Here is a 17810-nt window from a genome sequence, read left to right on the forward strand (position 1 = left end):
GCCTCTGCCGGACATGGTGATACGTTGGGTTGCCTAACCTAACTTTCGATTTTCTGCGGTGGAGGTTGGGTGGATAGCAAACTTCGTGAAGGAGTCTGGCGTGAATATGACGACGAGTGACCCACGGGCCACGTGCCGACACCATCTTCCGGACGCGCAGGCATCGGTAAGGGCCGCGCTGTCTCGACGCCATTTTTTGGCCGGAGCATCGACTCTGGCCGCGTTGAGTCTGTCCTCGTGTGCGCGGTCGGCGGTGGCAATCGACGATCAGCCCGAAGTCGGCCTCACTGTTTCGACACCTCTTGGAACCTACGACATCCCCCGGGAGCCGAACCGCGTGTTTGCAGTTGACTCGCGGACCGACTTTGAAACCGCTGTCGCGCTGGGTCTCTCAGTCGTTGCGACGAGCTTACGTGCACCAACCCCGTGGGTGCCGGCACCGGACGGCATCCAGATCCTCGATGGCCCGATCAACCTCGAACAGGTCATCAAGCTCGAGCCCGACCTTATTGTGTGCTCCGGAGTCGATGACGGAGAGTACTGGCCGACAACAGCCTTGAACAAGATCGCACCGGTCCTGCCGACCGATTTCCAACTGGGGTGGAAGAACGATCTCACCCGCACTGCCGACTGGCTCGGCCGACGTGATCGTGCCGAATCTTTGATCGCCGAGTACGACCAGAAGCTCGTCGAGGTTCGTCGCAGGCATGAATCGGTGATCGAACGGGCCCGGGTGGTGCATCTGCAATACGTTCCGAGTTCGGCATCCTTCATCGTAAATGCGAGAGGACGACTCCAGACTGAGATTCTCAGCGACATGGGTGGGCACCTGTTCGGCGACGAGCACGACGCTACGGCCGATGCGATGGTGTCCTTGGAGGTGATCGGACAATATGGCGGCGCTGACGGATTCCTTGTGCAGAACACCGACAGCACTTCAACCCTGGCTTCGATGAACAATCTTCCGATTTGGCGGGACCTACCTGCCGTCCGAGAGGGTCGAGTCGTCGAGACGCGGGGAAATGTGAACTACGGGGGTATCTACACCGCAGGTGAGGTCATTCGCAACTGGTCAGCTCTCTACGACACGATGTAGGCGCCGCGACGATCGGCTTCGGACCGCTCTGGCAGTGAGTCGACACGTTAGCCCGCCTTCCCGCAAATTCTTCGAATCGTCCGAGTGCGCCGAGTAGCCACCAGGGCTCGCGTACCTGAGCTCACGAACCAGGTCGGTCCGACTATCGCCCGACAGTGAAATAGCGTCTCGACCCCGCACCACTCCTTGGCGCGAGGACTCCCGCATCTTCCCGATGCTCGCCGACGCGAGTTGCGTCGAACGGGCGGCCCGGCCACTCACACGCGAGTGTTGGTCACGCTATGAGCGCTCAACCGAATTGGGGTCGCATTCTGTGGCGTCGTCGACGGCAGACACATCGTCACAGTTGATGAAGACGGCGCCGCGTTCTGAGCGAACAAGCGGCGTCGTCGCATGTATGGCGAATCCGCGGTGAGTAGCGTCGAACACGTCGCGTGCTCAGATAATCGAAAGCTCCCAGGACTGGCGGCGGCCCGCGGCAATCCCAAACGCAATATGCGCGGTGGGGTTGTGGGTGACGGGCGGCGTCGCGCGTCGGGGCAGACGCAGCGGCGCCGCCCCTCTCACATGTTGAGATCGTGGTGTCCTGAATCCCGGTTCCTCCTGACTGGCGAGTCATTTCCGGCGTCCTGCATTTTTCAATCCATACGATCGAGTCGATACGGTGCAAGCGGTTGCTTGTTCGCCTGAAATTCGCTCTGACCTGCGTAAATACTCGCCGGCACCGTGCCGCCCCGAGACCCGTCCAGCGGCTCCTCCAGAGCCCCTGTGGTCACGGACGGTCCTCCCTGCATGGACGCATGGTCGTGCGCAGTGAGGGCGGCAAGGGGCCGGCGCCGTCGCGCGCGGCCCGCTGGAGGGCGCAGGGTCCGCGGCCACACACTGTCATCTTGATCGCGAGGTAGAAGCCGTAGCCGCCGGTCAGGTACTGAATGGCTTGAATCATCATCACGGGGCTGCATGGTTCCTGAGGGGTTCTCCACCCCCCGGATCTCGCGCCCGTCCGCTCGCGGGGACATGCCATCACAGCTGGTAAACGCACACTTCTCGCCGCCCACGGCTGGGCTGACGTGCCGTGCGGGCGCGCGGCGTCGGTCTGCACTGTAGGAAGAAGGGCATGGCTTCGAGATTCGAGTGCGACGGGTGCGGGGTCGCTGCGTTCGACCTGCCTGACGTCATCGACCCAGACGATGTGTTCCTGGACGCCCCGGACGGCCGGGTGCTGTGCCAGGGCTGCATCATGCTCGCTCCGGGACCTGGTACGCGCCGATCCGCAATGGCCTACCACCGCAGCGCTGAGAGACGTACTGTCTCCGGCCATGACCACGACTCCAACGCCGAGCATTGAAGACTTGTACGACCTGCTCGGAGGAGCAGACGACCGCTGAGCTGACCAACGTTTCCGCCCAGGTCGCGCTATTCGCCGCGCTCATCGGTCTGGCCCCGGTTGCGGTCGTTTTCGGGATTCTCGGGCTGCACGAAGCCGCTCGTCGGCCACATGAGACCGGCAGCTGAATTTCCTTCGCCACCACGATGTTGGGGCTGATCGAACTCATTGTGGTGATCGTCCTCGCCATCCTTATGACGCGCTGAGTCCGTGCTTGGCAGCCGCGCTCCACGTGGCTCGATGAGCATGGCGACAGGGCGGGGTGCCGTCGAGGGGACGTGTCATCTGTGCAGGCCACGTGCAGGTTCTTGTCCTATCGCCGTTGACGATCACTCGGGAAGAGCGACAGTAGCCTCGTGGAGTGGAGACCGATCGCGCCGTCCTGTCCGCCCGCGTACGCCAAGCCCGCCTGCCCGCGCTTCCCCCGTTCGCCACCGGTGCGGCGGCGGCCATCGAACAAGCCGAGCCGACCTCGCCCTGACAGCCCACATCGGCACCCCCGCGCGGCATGAATTGCGGTAACGGCGCCCATCCCGTTGCGCTCGATGCACGGAATCTGCACCAGTCCACCAACGGGGTTCGGGTGAGCGCGTCCAGACGATCACGCTCAGGCGGCGCGTGACTTCGCGCTGGCAGTCTCGGCGTGCCGCGCCGACCGCGACCGCCACCAAGCCCGGCTCCGCGATGGCGCCGCTGCCCGGCATCTCCGCGAAGATTCGACACCGAACGGCTCCACCGCCTCGTCGAGGCTGCGCCGGTCCAGGACGATCCTTTCCCATCGGAGGCCGAATTCCGTTTCGACGTATCCGTTTACGACCCCGACCGCGACCTGTTCCCGCGCCTGGTTCTGGTGGTGCGGCATCTCGTCGCCGCCGGTGTGCTGCACGCCGAGGTCGACAGAGTTCGACCCCGCGGCGTGGCGGGGCATGTCAGCCGGAACGCGACGGCCGATTGTGGTCCTGAACGTCTGACTGAGAGTTCCGATCCCGACGATGAGGTCGCAGCGTGCGGTACCGCTTGGTCGATGCCACCGTCCATTCGCTGCTGCACACGGTCGGCGCCGACCACGAGCACGTAGTAGATCGTGACGCCGTACTTCTCGATGATCTGGAAGTGGCGGTGTTCGTCCGGCGAGTTGGGGGTGCCCTCGTAGACGACCTGCGTGACGAGGTGAACCGACAAGAAATGTACCGTCCGGTAGTTTGGCGGGTAGGTGTTTGCTAGCGGCGGTTGGCGTCGTGCTCATCTCTTCGGGAGGTGATCATGGCATAGCGCTTCGCAGATTGGCTGGAGGCATTGATCGGTACCAATGCTCGGCAATCTGAGCGCGAGTGCAGATCCAGACACCGTCGACTTCTTTCACGTACGCGATGAACCTTTGGAGTGCGCGAGCTCGGCCGGGGCGGCCGGCCATGCGTGGGTGGAGGCCGACGCTCATCATTCTCGGTGTCTGTGCGGACTCGGAGTACAGAACGTCGAATGTGTCGCGCATATGCTGCTCAAAGTCGGCACCGGTGGCGTATCCGGATGGGAGTGAGAAGCGGAAGTCGTTGACGTCGAGCGTGTATGGGATGATGAGCTGTGGTTTGTCGTTGACTAGCTGCCAGTGGGGGAGCTCGTCGTCATAGGCGTCGCTGTCGTACTTGAATCCTGCTGCGGCGGCGAGTTCTCGACTGTGGAGACTTCCGCGGCCGCTGTACCAACCTACTGGCGCTGTGCCGGTCAGTTCGGTGATGACCTCGATTGAGCGTTGGATGTGTTCCTTCTCGACGCTCGGATCAACGTCGATGTAGTTCTTCCAACGCCAGTGGTGACTGGCGACTTCGTGTCCGGCCGTGGCGAAGGCTCGTCCGACGCGAGGGTTCAGCGCTAGCGCGTGGCCGACAGCGAAGACAGTGACAGGGATCTGTGCCTGTTCGAAAATCCGAAGAAGTCTCCATACCCCCACTCGCGCCCCGTAGTCGTAGACGGATTCGGCATTGACGTCGCGTTGACGAAATAGTGGAGTGGTAGCCGGAATCTCGTGAATATAGTTCTCCGACTGGGTATCTCCGTTCAGTAGTGTGTTTTCGGCTCCTTCTTCGTAGTTGAGCACGAAGTTGAGCGCGAGCCGGGCCCCGTTTGGCCAGCACTGTTCCGGAGGCGTGTCGGCGTAGCCGCGGAGGTCTCGAGGGTAGGGATGCTGGCCCATGTCAACGATGTTCATCTGCACTCACCGCGCCAAGTCTGGAAGCGCACGCAAGCGTGCTTGCGCAAGCTCGTCGTGTGTCATCAGGCCGCGTGCAAGAACGAGCTGCTCGATGGGCTGGCGCGTCGCCACCGCTTCGGAAGCGACTTTGGCGGCATCGGCGTAACCAATCCAGGGAGTCAGAGCGGTGACGAACGAAGCGGACGATCGAAGCTGTTCCGCCAGGAAGCTCGTGTTTGCCGTAATACCGGTGACACAGCGATCGGCCAGAACTTCCGCGGCCGCGGTCAGATGTCGTATTCCGTCGAACAGACTGAGGGCAATGACCGGTTCGAACGCATTGAGTTGAAGCTGACCCGCCTCAGCGGCAATGGTGATAGTCATGTCATTGCCGATGATCTCGAAAGCAACCTGGTTGACGACCTCCGGGATAACGGGATTGACCTTCCCCGGCATGATGCTCGATCCAGCTTGCATCGGCGGAAGGTTGATCTCCGCGAAACCGTGCTGGGGTCCCGACGAGAGCAGACGAAGGTCGTTGGAGATCTTCGACAGCTTCACCGCAGCTCGCTTGATGGTCGCCGAGACCTGAACAAAGACTCCAGTGTCCTGGGTGGCCTCGATGAGATCGTCTGCTGGCGTGACATTCCGACCCGAGACCGCGGCCAAGTGTTCGGCCGCCAAGTGTACGTACTGCGGGTGCGTGTTCAGGCCCGTTCCGATGGCAGTGCCACCCAGGTTGATCTCGGCGAGAAGCCTTTGCAGGTCCGCGAACCGAGGGATTTCTTCTCGGAGGGTTGCGACGTATGCGCCGAATTCCTGTCCGAGAGTCATGGGTACAGCGTCCTGAAGCTGAGTACGTCCGACTTTTCCGATGGTTCGGAACTCCGCAGCTTTGCCGTCGAATGCCGCGATCAGACGATCGAAGGAGTCACTGAGCTCCGTGAGCTGGTGGCGTAGAGCAAGTTTGAGGGCAGTGGGGTAGACGTCATTGGTGCTCTGACTGTGGTTGACGTCGTCGATGGGATGCAGGTGCTGGTAGTCGCCGCGTACCCGGCCGAGGTGTTCGAGTGCACGGTTCGCCACGACCTCGTTTGAGTTCATGTTTGTCGATGTTCCGGCGCCACCCTGCAGCACGTCTACGATGAACTGGTCGTGCAGCGCCCCTGCGGTAATTTCGGCGCAGGCGGTGATGATCGCGTCGGCCTTGGCCTCGTCAAGTTGGCCGAGATCGCGGTTTGCTGCGGCCGCCGCTGACTTCACCTGCGCGAGAGCGGAGAGGAGATGCGGATAGACAGAGAGCGTGCGTCCGGTGATGGGAAAGTTCGCGGCGGCTCGCATCGTGTGGATTCCGTAGTAGGCCGAGGCAGGCACTGCGAGGGATCCGAGGGAATCAGTCTCGATGCGTACGGCGTCTTCGGCGGGGGTAGCGCGCATGTAGGTCCTTGGTTCAGAGGTCGAGTGGATCAAGTGAGAGTTCGTTAAAGCGGGTGATCATGCGGTGGATGATCCGGTCTCGGGCTTGGTGGATGTGGGCGATGCTGGCGGCACGCGCGTCGGACGCGTCACGACGAGCCAAGGCGTCGATGATGGGGGCGTGATCGGCTGCGTTTGTCTGGCCATCGGATTCGCCGATGTTGGTGAACAGGATGCGTTGTATGTCTTGAAAGCTCTGCCGAAGCGCGGTGTGCAGTCTGCGATTGCCGCCTATTTCAGCGATCAGGAGGTGGAAGTCCTGGTTCGCCTTCATGAAGTGTTTGCGGCTTTCCGGATTGTCCGCGGTGATCTCGACAGCCGAGAGCCTGGTCAGTTGCTCGATGTGGTCGGCCGTCGTTCGCGGTGCGGCCAGTTCAGCTGCGGAGGATTCGAGAATCAGCCTCATCTGGAAGAGCTCATGAAAGTCGTTCAATGTCAGCTCGGTGACCGTGTAGCCCTTACGCGGCAGTACACGAATCAACCCGTCCTGCCTGAGCCTGCTCAGAGCTTCCCGCAGCGGTGAAGTACTGACCTCGAACCGCTCGACGAGGGCGGCTTCATTGAAGGCTTGTCCTGGCGCCATGTCACCGACAATGATGTCCTCGCGGATCAGACGATAGACACGCTCGGCCATGGACTCGTTGACTGCTGCCTCGGACACGGTTCCTCACTTCACTGATGTGCTTACAGGGTCGTTGGCGATCTTTACACCAATCGTCAGTACTCTTGGAAAACCCTCTTGACTTCGTTGGCTGCAAGGTCTGATGCCAAAGCCAGAAGCAACAGGACACGAGCCTGTGGGGCGGGAAGATCGCCGGCCGGGATCAACTGGTCCGTATCCGTGAACTCGCCGCCGGACTGAACACTGCCGAACGGCACCCGACTCGATCGAACGACAACGACCTTCTCTGCCGCCACAGCATCGGTCAGGGCCTGCTCGACCTTCGGATGCATGTTTCCGTTCCCGACTCCAGCGAAGACGATTCCTGCTGCTCCCTTGTCGATCGACGCGTGGACGAGATCACTGCTGTCGCCGGCGTAGCCGTACAACAGGTCTACGCGCGGGAGCAGAGGCATCGGCTCGATCGCAAATTCCGAGTTCGTGGTGTGGCGGTGCGCTACTGCGTCTGTCGGTGAAGTGGCGCGTCGGGACGTCCACCAGGTGCGGTGTTGGATGCTGTTCACGGCGTGAGTGTGGAGTTTCGAGAGTCCCCGCGCGGGGTGGATGACCCCGTCCATCGCAACAACCACGCCGAACGACCGACAGGTCATCTGTTGCGACGTCACCCACGACACTGCTGCCTCGAGATTGGCAGGCGCGTCAGAGTCTGATTGGTCGAGTGGACGCATCGCGCCCACAACCACGACAGGCTTGTCGGTGGGAAGGGACAGATGCAGAAAGTAGGAAAGTTCCTCCAGAGTGTCAGTTCCAGCAGTGACGATGACGCCGGTGACCACCGGGTCCGCAACCTTGTCCAAGATGTGGTTCCGGATGATGCGCCAGTCGTGTTCGGTCATGGCTTGTCCGGCCACTGAGCACGCGTCGTCGCCAATGAAGCGGATACCCGTGCTTGTGGCCAAACCAGTCCGAATCACGTCGTTCACGGAGTTTTGAGCAGCCTGATACCGGGTGCCGTCTCCGTGACTCCGTCCTGCGATCGTCCCGCCGGTTCCGATCACCGCAACGGTCGGGGTGATCACCCTTCGGTCCTGATGGTCGCTCGATCTCCGTCAATCAGGATCTTGGTTCCGAACGGCGCGGAGAGACGTTGGATTCGGTCGAAGACCGGGATCGCTGAGTCGTCGGTGAGCAGAGCGGGGAGCCCGACAGACCGTGGGCAGAACGTCGCGCGGAGTTCGATCTCGCGTACGGCGTGGGGTTCGAGAACGAACCTTGCCACAGTGGACCATTCATCGATATCGGCGAAGATGGCTGCTTGGGCCGGCGACGCTCCGGCCCAGTCCTGCTGTGCAATGTGATTGCCCAGGCTGTAGACGATCGGAACACCCTTGTACACCTCGATCGGACCGGGGCTGTGAGTGTGATTTCCGAGAAGAAGATCAGCACCGGCGTCGACAAGCGCGTGGGCGAGGGGACGCTGGTACTCGGCGAGTACCGCACCCCGTCCATAGCCCCAGTGGACACTGACCACCACGAGATCGACCTTGTCTCGTAGTTCGCCAATTTGTGCGGTCAGTCGAGCCAGGTCCTCGCCGCGTACCGCGCTGCGGACCTTGAGGGGCGCGCCCGGTTCGATCAGCATCATCAAGGGATGGAGATCGACCGATTGGTCCACTCGCAGTGGTGCGATTCCGGGTCGAGTTTCCGTCGCGCTGTAGTCCGGCGGCAGCAGACAGGACACCGCCAGCGTGGCAACCTCAAGCCCGCCGACCGTACGGATGACCGGCGCGATCGCTTCGCGGAACGTTAGACCTCCGCCCACGACGTCCACGCCAGCAGACGACAACGCGTCAAGTGTGTCGACGAACGCCTCCTCTCCGAAATCGCAGGTGTGGTTCGTCGCCACGGTCATGATGTCGAATGCGGCGCGTGCCAAGTCATCGGCAACAACCGGTGGCACGCGATAGGCGATCGGTGCGTCGGTTCGGTATCCCCTCGCCGAGAACTGGACTTCACAGGAGCCGAAGGAGGCATCCGAATCGCGTAGGTACGCGGCCGTACTCGCGTATCCGGAATCGACGATCCTCTCCTCCTCGTCCAACAGGCGTTCGCGGATCACAACGTCTCCCGCTGCTGTCAACACTGCCGACTTCACCATGGGGCAACCCTTCTGATGCATTACTGATGTCTGGACTACTACTTGTTCTAGCAGCACATCGATCGTATGGCAAGGTAGACAAGCGCCTAAAAATTACCCCTAAAGAGGGACTGATGTTTTGTTGGTGCATCAGTTACTGTGCTCAACGTCGCAGCGACTGACTACCATCGCCCCCACAGACGGAGCACCCTCATGACCGACACATCGACCCAATCCGCAACGCCTGCCGGCTCGTCGGACAGGCAAGAGCGGCTGGATGCGATCTACAGAAAGATCACCTGGCGGATTCTGCCGTTCATCATGGCGCTCTGGATCCTCGCCTGGATGGACCGTTCAAACATCAGCTTCGCGAAACTCGAGATGCAGGTCGACCTCGGTTTCAGCGCGGCGGTGTACGGACTCGGCGCGGGCATCTTCTACATCGGCTACCTGATTTTCGAAGTTCCCAGCAACCTCTATATGCAGAAGATCGGGGCCCGAAAGACGATCGCTCGCATCGTTATCGGGTGGGGCCTGGTGTGCGCGCTGACGTCCCTCGTGCAGTCACCGTGGCAGTTCTACCTGGTCCGGTTCTTTCTGGGAGCCTTCGAAGCCGGCTTCTATCCGGGCATCATCGTGTACTTGACCTTGTGGTTCCCAGCGCGCCGGCGCGCGAAGATCTTCGGGGTATTCATGTCAGCATCAGCCCTGTCTGGTGTTGTCGGCGGCCCGCTTGCAGCATTCCTCCTCACGCACTTCGACGGGGCCTTGGGACTGAGCGGCTGGCAGTGGATCTTCATCGGTGAAGGCCTCCCGACCGCGATCGCCGGCCTCTTCGTCCTCGTCTATCTCACCGACCACCCACACCAAGCCCGGTGGTTGTCCGACAGTGACAAGCAGCTGCTCATTGCGGACCTCGCCACCGACCTCGAAGCACATCCCGACCAGAAAGACTCCCTGCGCGACGCACTCCGTGACCGCCGTCTGTGGATCTTCACCGCGATCTACTTCTGCACCATCATCGGAAACGCGACGGTCGCCTTCTGGGGACCGACCGTGATCTCCACTCTCACTTCCTTCAGCATCACCACCATCGGCTGGATCATCTCGGCCATCTCCCTCTGCGGCGCGGCAGGTATGGTGCTGAACGGCGTGTGGTCGGACCGCAACGGAGATCCCCGCAAGTGCACCACCGCAGCGTTGGCCTTCGGTGCCGCTGCGTTCTTCGTCCTCGCGTTCGTGTGGACCTCGTCGCCGATCGTCTCTGTAATCGCCTTCGGCTGCGCGCTCGTCGGTGCATACAGCGCCCTGCCCACCTTCTGGCAGATTCCCAACATCGTCTACACAGGCACCGCCGCAGCCGGGGCTGTTGCGATCGTGAACTCTTTCGGCAACCTCGGAGGGTTCATAGCGCCCTACGCTCTCGGCCTCACTGAGACGAAGACCGGCACGGTCACCTGGGGGATCATGGGGGTAGGTGCAGTCATGGTCGTCGCTGCACTCCTGGTCATCTCGCGGTTGCCGAAGGTCAACACCAAGAAGACCGTCGAGGTGCTCTCATGACTACTACCACCGGGATTCTCGATGCCGTCGAAGGCATCCAAGACACCTTCATAACTCTGCGCCGTGATCTCCACCGCCATCCCGAGCTTGCGTATGACGAGGTACGAACTGCCGCCCTCGTTCGCTCCCAATTGGCTGACATGGGCATACCAATCGTTGCGGAACTCGCCACAACAGGCCTGGTAGCGGCGATCCAGTCAGGATCGGGTACGAGATCCATCGGCCTTCGCGCGGACATGGACGCCCTCGCCATCGACGAACAGACCAATCTCGCCCACGCCAGCACCGTCGAGGGCGTGATGCATGCCTGCGGCCATGACGGGCATGTGGCCATGCTCCTCGCGGCCGCGAACCACTTGGCCACTACACGGAATTTCGACGGCACCGTCTACTTGATATTCCAGCCCGCCGAAGAAGGCGGGGGCGGCGCCAAGGTCATGGTCGATCAGGGTCTATTCGATCAGTTCCCTATGGATGAGATCTATGCCCTACATAGCTGGCCGGCCCTGAGGACAGGCACGATTGCCGTCTCCCCTGGGCCGGTGATGGCATCGACGAACGACTTCGAAATCACCCTCCACGGCCCCGGTGGACATGCCGCCTTCCCACATCTCAGCGCTGATCTGATCGGCCTCGCAGCCACAATAGTCACGCATCTCAGGTCACTGACCACGAGCACTCTGCCTCCCGGCACCGAGTCGACACTGGCCGTAACCTCCGTCAATGGCGGAACCGCGATCAACGCCTTCCCCACGTCAGTCTCCATCCGCGGAACGCTTCGAGCATTCTCCGACCAAATCGTCGACACGATCGAGCGTCACATGCGCGAACCTATCGATTTGATGGCCCGCGCGGCCGGAGCAACCGCCACCGTCACGCTCAACCGGATCTACCCGCCCACAATCAACTCGCCGAAACCCGCGAGACGAGCAGAAGAAGTCGCAACCACCCTTGTCGGCGCCGAACGGGTAGTCACACAAACGCCGGCAATGACATCCGAAGACTTCTCCTTCATGCTCGCCGAGGCCCCCGGAGCCTACGTCTTCATTGGAACCGGAAGCGAAGATCGCGTAGCCCCACTGCATTCCCCGCTGTTCGACTTCGACGACGACGCACTCCCCGTCGGTGCCGGTCTGCTCATTGGACTCGCTGAGGCGTCACTAGCGGCTCGCTAGTCCGCCGAAACCGCAAAAGCCGGTGCGAGTCTCGACAGTCCGCTGTCGGCGTCCCGCAAAGATTCGACGAGCACGGTGGGTGTGGTGTGAGGGCGGGCCCGTGACACACGGGCCCGCCCGCGGCCGATCTCTCACACCTAAGAAGCTGACAGCATCGGCACGTTCGATGCCATGTCACAGCCGCGGCCGGATAGTTGAATCGACGCGATCGCCGATCTACACCTACCTGAATCAATCCACCTGTGTAGCAACTAACTATCAGAAGGAACCTGAGATGCGGTCACCAGCCGTCGTCCGATCCAATATTGAACTAGCACGAACCTGGTTGCTGACAGCTGCCTCTGATTCGGCCGCCATCACCGCTGCCAGCACCTGCGGTGCGGACGCAGTGGTACTCGACCTCGAAGACGGAGTCCCGCTCCGCGACAAGCCCGCTGCCCGCGCCCTCACATCCCGATGGCTCGGTGACGGAAACACCGGATGGGTGCGCATCAACGACGCAACGACGACAGACTGGGCCCGAGATTTGGAGATGCTCGCCGATATCAACAGAGTGGAAGGTGTCATGCTGGCCAAGGCGGAGAGTGCCGATCAAGTCGCTGCCACCGCCGAACACATACCTGCCGGAACTCCTGTCGTGGCGCTGATCGAGTCAGCCATCGGGCTCGAGGAAGCACGTTCGATCGCTCGAGTCGACGCAACAGTGCGGCTTGCATTCGGCAGCGGCGATTTCCGCCGTGACACGGGCACGGCGGTCGACCCCGTGTCGATGGCGTATGCACGATCGCGCCTAGTGGTCGCCAGTCGGGCAGAACGGATTGCACCACCCATCGACGGTCCCACGCTCGTGGAGTCCGAAGCCGCGCTACGCGCAGGGACCGCGGTCGGCGCTGCCGCGGGGATGACAGGCAAACTAGTTCTACGACCAGACCACGTCGGGACCATCAACGCTGCACTTTCGCCAACCGAACACGACATCGAATGGGCAGAGAAGGTCATCGGTGAACTCGGACCTGACGGTGCACACGTGACGCGCGGCAGCGATCGACCGAAATTGGCTCGGGCGCTGCAGATCCGACACCTCGTGGCAGTGTTCCGACTCGACAACAGCTAGGTATACCCGGCCAGGACGTTGGTAGCGGGCGTGACGGCTTGATGTGAAGAGAACCTCCGAGTGGGGTGTGGCTTGTCTAAGGCCCACATCCGCTCGGAGGTGGCTCATGGTCCAGCGCCCTCCTCGGCAGGGATCCTCTCCGCTTCCCGCGATAGTGCTGCCTCGCGACGCGCCGTTCACGCATGCGTAGCTCGACGATCCGCGTCTCGACATCGGTCGCGGTCCGGGTCGGCAACGTGTGCGGGCGGGAGGCCGGTCCGATTGCGATCGACTATCAGGTCTGGCTGCAGCCACACGGCCCCGACTATCGGCTCGAGATCCACACCGCGCACGACCGCACGTCCGCGGACGTGCGGAGCAGCATCAAGCTCATCGACCCATCCGTGGAGCGCATCGTGGCATCCAGCCGTTCACACAGCGCGATCAGGTCATCCCGCAAGGATCCGGTATCGATCCGAGTGGCAGCGGTATGCGATGCAGGGCCGGCCTTGATCGCAGCGACAACCATGTCGCGCTTTGTTTCCCATCGCCGGTATAACGTCGCTTTCGACGCTTGGGCGCGGCGGGTGACCGCTTCGAAACTTAAGCGGTCGTATCCCTACTCGCCTAGGAGTTCGAGTACACACGCGAGAATTTCCGCCTCGCGTGACTGATCGCGTGGCCCCCCTCGGCGCGCTAGCCGCGGGGTCAGCGGCCTCCACATTACGCAACGACACGTTCCGTACCGTATCGGGACTCCGCGCCGGATCGCAGGAATTCGGCCCGCCACTCGAGCGGGGCGGGCCGAATCCTGCGTTCCGCGGGGTGATCCGGTTACCCGCGCGTCTCGGTTTCAGTTCCGCTGTTCGTCGTGGTCGATCAGTTCGATCGACAGCTTCCGCATCTCGACCTTGCGGATCTTGCCGGTGACGGTCATCGGGAACTCGTCCACCAGATGCACATACCGCGGGATCTTGTAGTGGGCCAGCTTTCCGGTGCAGAACGCGCGCAACGACGCGGCGTCGAGAGGTTGGGCACCCTCCCGCATCCGGATCCACGCCATCAGTTCCTCCCCGTACTTCGGGTCGGGGACACCGATGACCTGGGCGTCGAGGACGTCGGGGTGGGTGTAGAGGAATTCCTCGATCTCGCGTGGGTAGACGTTCTCACCACCGCGGATCACCATGTCCTTGATCCGGCCGGTGATCGCGACGTAGCCGTCGGTGTCCATCACCCCGATGTCGCCGGTGTGCATCCACCGCGCGGAGTCGATCGCCTCGGCGGTCTTGTCCGGGTTGTCCCAGTAGCCGAGCATCACCGAGTACCCGCGGGTGCACAACTCACCGGGTTCGCCGCGCGGCACCGTCAGCCCGGTTGCGGGGTCGACGATCTTCACCTCGAGATGCGGGCCGACGCGGCCCACCGTGGACACGCGTTGGTCGATGGTGTCGTCGCGGCGGGTCTGCAACGACACCGGCGAGGTCTCGGTCATGCCGTAACAGATGGACACCTCGCTCATGCCCATCCGCTCGATGACCTGCTTCATCACTTCCACCGGGCACGGCGAGCCGGCCATGATCCCGGTCCGCAGGCTCGACAGGTCGTAGGTGTCGAAGTTCGGGTCGGCGAGTTCGGCGATGAACATCGTCGGCACCCCGTACAGCGACGTGCAGCGTTCGGCCTGCACCGCCGCCAACGTTGCCGCCGGATCGAACGATAGACCGGGAATCACCATCGCGGCCCCGTGGCTGGTGCACGCGAGGTTACCCATCACCATGCCGAAGCAGTGGTAGAACGGCACCGGGAGGCACACCCGGTCCTGTTCGGTGTACCCGCACAACTCGCCGACGAAATAGCCGTTGTTGAGGATGTTGTGGTGACTGAGCGTCGCACCCTTCGGGAAACCCGTTGTCCCCGAAGTGTACTGGATGTTGATCGGATCGTCGGCGGAGAGCGCCGCCTGCGCTCGGGCAAGCACGTCACGGCCGTCGCCGAGGGCCCGGCGCCCGTTCTCGAAGAGCTCGTCCCACTCCGCGTCGCCGAGCAGCACGACGTGCTCGAGCGCGGCGCACTCCGGCCGCACCTGCTCGATCATGGCGCCGTAGTCCGACGTCTTGAACGACGGCGCCGCGATCAGCATCCGGATCCCGGCCTGGTCGAGCACGTACTGCAACTCGTGCGACCGGTAGGCGGGATTGATGTTGACCAGGATCGCGCCGATCTTCGCCGTCGCGTACTGCACCATCGTCCACTCCGCGCAGTTCGGTGCCCAGATCCCGACCCGATCGCCCTTGCCGATCCCGATGCCGAGCAGCCCGGCCGCGACCGCATCCACGTCCGCGGCCAACTCGCGGTAGGTCCACCGGCGTCCCGAACCCCGATCGATCAACGCATCCCGGTCGCCGTGCGCGGCGACCGCCCGATCGAAGTTGTCACCGATCGTGTCGCCCAGCATGGGGAGCCGGCTGGTGGCGGAGGTGTAGCTGGGCTGAGTCAGCGCCCCAGTGTTTGTCATGCTTCGAGTACTCCTCGGTAAAGGTTGAAGCGACGGCAACCGCCGTCAGCTGTTGCCTGCCCACCGGGCCAGAATCGCCTCGACGTCGTCATCCCCCGGTGGCGCGATGTGCCGCGATCCCGGAAAGTCATGCGCCGGAGGGGTATATGTGCCGCGCTCGACGAGGAGTCGGATGTTGCCCCGATAGATCTCGTCGGCAGCCGCGTGTCGGACCGGTTCCTGCTCAAGCCACAGATTGGCCGGATGGATCGGCCGGTCGTACATCCGACGGAACAGTTCGGTGCGGACGTCCTTGAGCCAGTTCGAGTTCAGATTCATCATCCGGAACTGGCGCAGCGCCTCGATGTCGATCATCCCCGCGACCACGCTGTTGGCGCCGGACACGGTGTGCCCGATCACCGTGCCGAGGTAGTCGACGACGTGCGAGTTGCCACCGCCGACATCGAACGGGTGCTCGACATCCGGAGTCGTGTACACCGGCCCCACATTCGGACACAGCATGTAGACCCCGTTGAACTGGGCGTGCGCCCGGTTCTGGAGCAGCCACGTTCCGCCTGGTTCGGAGCCCAGCTGGGTCATCGGCACGGCCTCGCTGGGCCGGTACACCACCTCGGCCCCGTTGAAGGCGAGGGCGCGCACCGCCTCCGGGTATTCACCGTCGCTGCAGCAGATGGTGCCGACGTTCCCGATGTCCGGCGTGCGCAGGACCGGGTAGAACGCGTCGATCCCGTCCCCGAAGAGCTCGACCCAGCGGTCGTAGACGTCGTGCGGGGTGCACGAGTGTTCGCGGCACCACACGTGATTCTTCGCGGCTCTGTGCACGATCTCGCCCTGCGGCGAGATCACCACCATCATGTTGAAGAACCGGTCGTCGACGATCTCGGGCCAGCGGGCCTTGCACTGGACGACGATGTACGTCTCGTACAGCCGGGCGAGGTCGGCGAGCCGATCGGTTTCCGGGCCGGGGATGTCGATGAAGAGCTCGCGTGAACTACGGGCGTGTGGGAGGTCAAAGACCTCGTCGGTGAACCCGGTGAGCGCACCCTCCGCCAGCGCGATGAGCTTGACCGGCAGATTGATCCCTACGATGGACACGGCTCCGTGGATGGCCTCCTCGATGGTGTCGAGGTTGCGGGCGATGTGTTTGCGGGAGCCGATACCGCGCACGATCGTCGACAGCCCGACTGCCATGTACGGCGCGATCGGAGCCGACCGCCCCGCAGGAGCGGTCTCGGTCATTCGGTACCACACCACTCGATCGCCGTGAATGCGTATGATTGTGCAGCACAGATGATCTCGTCCACCGAGCAGCGCTCGTCGACGGCATGCGCCATGCTGAGGCTGCCCGGCCCGAGGCCGACAGTGGGGATACCGGCGCGTGACAGCCAGGTCAGATCGGTCGCTGACGGGAACGGCATCACATCGGGTGGCCCGTCGAGTCGCGTGTGCGTGGTCGCCCGGGTGCGGGCGCCAGCGACGGTCAAGCAGAACGGGTGGTCCCCGTCGGTGCGACCACCCGGGTAATGCATCTGCCAGGTGATCGCCGGGGGATGGGCCCGCATCCACGGATCCCGCTCAGCCGCGCCCGCCACCGCCCTCTCGATCTCGCCCTGGATGTCGGACAGTTCGGCCGCGGGCGGGTAGAACACCGCGTACTCGAGGGCCATCTCGTCCGGGATGAAGGCGACGTTGCGACTACCGCCCGCGCCACCGTCGACCACGTCGAGTCCGATGGTGAACTGACCGGGCGTGAATAGCGGATCGATCTTGGTGCTCACCCAGTCGGACTCCAGCCGGCGCAACGCCTCATGCACCGCAAGGCCCGAGTCGATGGCGCTCGCGGCCACCGGCTGATCGCTGCGCTCGGCGAGCATCCGCGAACGCATCGATGCGTGTGCCGCCTTCCCCGTCACGTCGACACGGAAGACGAGGACTCCCGGAGTGGCCGGCATGACCGTCAGGGGTCGAGCGGCGCCGGTCGGCTCCGCCACGATCGCGGCGTCGCCGAGGTAGCCGCGCGCGAGGACGGCGGAGGTGCCCATGTGGTGCTCGAGGTTCTCCTCGCCGGCCACCGCCTGCAGGATCAGGTCGCCGCGCAGCCGGATGCCCGACTCCCGTAGCGCACGGGCGGCGAAGGCCTGGGCCACCAGCCCGCTCTTCATGTCCACCGAGCCGCGGCCCCACAGGTGGTCGTCGGCGACGACGGCGGTGAAGGGGTCGTAGGTCCACGCATCGACGTTGTCGGCGGGCACCACGTCGACATGCCCGTTGAAGACCAGTGAGCGGCCGCCGCCGCTGCCCGCGACCACACCGACGGCATTGTCACGGCCCGGGGCCTCGCCGAACAGCTCCACCTCGGCCCCAGCCTCGCGGTAGACGCTGGCGAGGAGCTGCGACACCTCGGTCTCGCCGCCGACCAGATCGTCGTAGTCCTGGTCCGCGTAGGTCGGGTTGACGCTGCGGATGCCGATGGCAGTGGAGAGCGTGGCCAGGAGTTCGTCGCGCAGATCGTCGATCCGGGCGCCGACCCGGTCGGCTGCCGTGTCGTTCATGTCGTT

Annotated in this window: 13 protein-coding genes and 3 pseudogenes; 5 read left to right on the top strand and 11 right to left on the bottom strand. The window is 63.2% G+C overall.

Going from position 1 to position 17810, the window contains the following annotated elements; translation table 11 throughout:
• The first annotated feature begins 253 nt into the window (after positions 1-253).
• Complete coding sequence (locus ACQ5DX_RS27115; RefSeq protein WP_430335861.1) at positions 254-1096, top strand: ABC transporter substrate-binding protein; 843 nt, start codon at positions 254-256, stop codon at positions 1094-1096.
• Between the two features lie 1579 nt (positions 1097-2675).
• Here the strand turns inward: ACQ5DX_RS27115 and ACQ5DX_RS27120 are convergent.
• Positions 2676-2993: a hypothetical protein gene (locus tag ACQ5DX_RS27120; protein WP_430335862.1), complete on the bottom strand. Its 318-nt coding sequence runs from the start codon at positions 2991-2993 to the stop codon at positions 2676-2678.
• A pseudogene (locus ACQ5DX_RS27125) lies at positions 2935-3063 on the bottom strand (L-serine ammonia-lyase, iron-sulfur-dependent, subunit alpha); the annotation flags it as partial. The pseudogene ACQ5DX_RS27125 and the gene ACQ5DX_RS27120, both read right to left, overlap by 59 nt.
• A 38-nt stretch (positions 3064-3101) precedes the next feature.
• Between ACQ5DX_RS27125 and ACQ5DX_RS27130 the strand changes: the two are divergent.
• A pseudogene (locus ACQ5DX_RS27130) lies at positions 3102-3200 on the top strand (AMP-binding protein); the annotation flags it as partial.
• 544 nt (positions 3201-3744) lie between these two features.
• On the opposite strand, the gene ACQ5DX_RS27135 reads toward ACQ5DX_RS27130, so the two are convergent.
• The 5 genes from ACQ5DX_RS27135 to ACQ5DX_RS27155 are packed head-to-tail and all read right to left on the bottom strand — an operon-like array spanning position 3745 to position 8927.
• The gene (locus ACQ5DX_RS27135; protein ID WP_430335863.1) at positions 3745-4689 is read right to left on the bottom strand and encodes a polysaccharide deacetylase family protein; all 945 of its coding nucleotides are present in this window, start codon (positions 4687-4689) and stop codon (positions 3745-3747) included.
• Positions 4690-4695: 6 nt separating this feature from the next.
• Entirely contained in the window at positions 4696-6108 is a 1413-nt protein-coding gene (locus ACQ5DX_RS27140; protein WP_430335864.1) for an aspartate ammonia-lyase, read from the bottom strand.
• A 13-nt stretch (positions 6109-6121) separates the two neighbouring features.
• On the bottom strand, positions 6122-6808 hold the full coding sequence (locus ACQ5DX_RS27145) for a GntR family transcriptional regulator (RefSeq protein ID WP_430335865.1): 687 nt from the start codon (positions 6806-6808) through the stop codon (positions 6122-6124).
• Positions 6809-6864: 56 nt separating this feature from the next.
• Complete coding sequence (locus ACQ5DX_RS27150; protein ID WP_430335866.1) at positions 6865-7848, bottom strand: asparaginase domain-containing protein; 984 nt, start codon at positions 7846-7848, stop codon at positions 6865-6867.
• A complete protein-coding gene (locus ACQ5DX_RS27155) occupies positions 7845-8927 on the bottom strand; it encodes a CapA family protein (protein ID WP_430335867.1) in 1083 nt (360 codons plus the stop codon). The genes ACQ5DX_RS27150 and ACQ5DX_RS27155 overlap by 4 nt, the downstream gene beginning before the upstream one ends.
• A gap of 192 nt (positions 8928-9119) precedes the next feature.
• On the opposite strand from ACQ5DX_RS27155, the gene ACQ5DX_RS27160 reads away from it, so the two are divergent.
• The 3 genes from ACQ5DX_RS27160 to ACQ5DX_RS27170 all read left to right on the top strand — a co-directional run bounded on the left by ACQ5DX_RS27160 (position 9120) and on the right by ACQ5DX_RS27170 (position 12758).
• Positions 9120-10469 carry an MFS transporter gene (locus tag ACQ5DX_RS27160; protein ID WP_430335868.1) on the top strand — a complete coding sequence of 450 codons (1350 nt, stop codon included), beginning with the start codon at positions 9120-9122 and terminating at the stop codon, positions 10467-10469.
• Positions 10466-11644 carry an amidohydrolase gene (locus ACQ5DX_RS27165; RefSeq protein ID WP_430335869.1) on the top strand — a complete coding sequence of 393 codons (1179 nt, stop codon included), beginning with the start codon at positions 10466-10468 and terminating at the stop codon, positions 11642-11644. Before ACQ5DX_RS27160 ends, ACQ5DX_RS27165 begins: the two co-directional genes overlap by 4 nt.
• Positions 11645-11918: 274 nt before the next feature.
• A complete protein-coding gene (locus ACQ5DX_RS27170) occupies positions 11919-12758 on the top strand; it encodes an HpcH/HpaI aldolase/citrate lyase family protein (protein WP_430335870.1) in 840 nt (279 codons plus the stop codon).
• Between the two features lie 304 nt (positions 12759-13062).
• Here ACQ5DX_RS27170 and ACQ5DX_RS27175 read toward each other — a convergent pair.
• The 4 genes and pseudogenes from ACQ5DX_RS27175 to ACQ5DX_RS27190 form a co-directional block, all read right to left on the bottom strand.
• Positions 13063-13308, bottom strand: a pseudogene (locus tag ACQ5DX_RS27175) (hypothetical protein); the annotation flags it as partial.
• 282 nt (positions 13309-13590) lie between these two features.
• Entirely contained in the window at positions 13591-15252 is a 1662-nt protein-coding gene (locus ACQ5DX_RS27180) for an AMP-binding protein (protein WP_430335871.1), read from the bottom strand.
• A gap of 45 nt (positions 15253-15297) precedes the next feature.
• Positions 15298-16491, bottom strand: coding sequence for a nitrilase-related carbon-nitrogen hydrolase (locus tag ACQ5DX_RS27185; RefSeq protein WP_430335872.1), 1194 nt, complete (start codon positions 16489-16491; stop codon positions 15298-15300).
• Positions 16488-17804: a M20 family metallopeptidase gene (locus ACQ5DX_RS27190; protein WP_430335873.1), complete on the bottom strand. Its 1317-nt coding sequence runs from the start codon at positions 17802-17804 to the stop codon at positions 16488-16490. The genes ACQ5DX_RS27185 and ACQ5DX_RS27190 overlap by 4 nt, the downstream gene beginning before the upstream one ends.
• Between the last annotated feature and the right edge of the window lie 6 nt (positions 17805-17810).

This window comes from Rhodococcus sp. ACT016 (assembly GCF_050477185.1).
In the GTDB taxonomy this organism is placed as follows: domain Bacteria; phylum Actinomycetota; class Actinomycetes; order Mycobacteriales; family Mycobacteriaceae; genus Prescottella.

What these genes read in the sequence shown, in the direction of transcription:
- ACQ5DX_RS27120 (WP_430335862.1), bottom strand. Translation starts at nt 2,993, where the DNA reads ATGCCGCGCGGGGGTGCCGATGTGGGCTGTCAGGGCGAGGTCGGCTCG.
- ACQ5DX_RS27135 (WP_430335863.1), bottom strand. Translation starts at nt 4,689, where the DNA reads ATGAACATCGTTGACATGGGCCAGCATCCCTACCCTCGAGACCTCCGC.
- ACQ5DX_RS27140 (WP_430335864.1), bottom strand. Translation starts at nt 6,108, where the DNA reads ATGCGCGCTACCCCCGCCGAAGACGCCGTACGCATCGAGACTGATTCC.
- ACQ5DX_RS27155 (WP_430335867.1), bottom strand. Translation starts at nt 8,927, where the DNA reads ATGGTGAAGTCGGCAGTGTTGACAGCAGCGGGAGACGTTGTGATCCGC.
- ACQ5DX_RS27160 (WP_430335868.1), top strand. Translation starts at nt 9,120, where the DNA reads ATGACCGACACATCGACCCAATCCGCAACGCCTGCCGGCTCGTCGGAC.
- ACQ5DX_RS27165 (WP_430335869.1), top strand. Translation starts at nt 10,466, where the DNA reads ATGACTACTACCACCGGGATTCTCGATGCCGTCGAAGGCATCCAAGAC.
- ACQ5DX_RS27170 (WP_430335870.1), top strand. Translation starts at nt 11,919, where the DNA reads ATGCGGTCACCAGCCGTCGTCCGATCCAATATTGAACTAGCACGAACC.
- ACQ5DX_RS27180 (WP_430335871.1), bottom strand. Translation starts at nt 15,252, where the DNA reads ATGACAAACACTGGGGCGCTGACTCAGCCCAGCTACACCTCCGCCACC.
- ACQ5DX_RS27185 (WP_430335872.1), bottom strand. Translation starts at nt 16,491, where the DNA reads ATGACCGAGACCGCTCCTGCGGGGCGGTCGGCTCCGATCGCGCCGTAC.
- ACQ5DX_RS27190 (WP_430335873.1), bottom strand. Translation starts at nt 17,804, where the DNA reads ATGAACGACACGGCAGCCGACCGGGTCGGCGCCCGGATCGACGATCTG.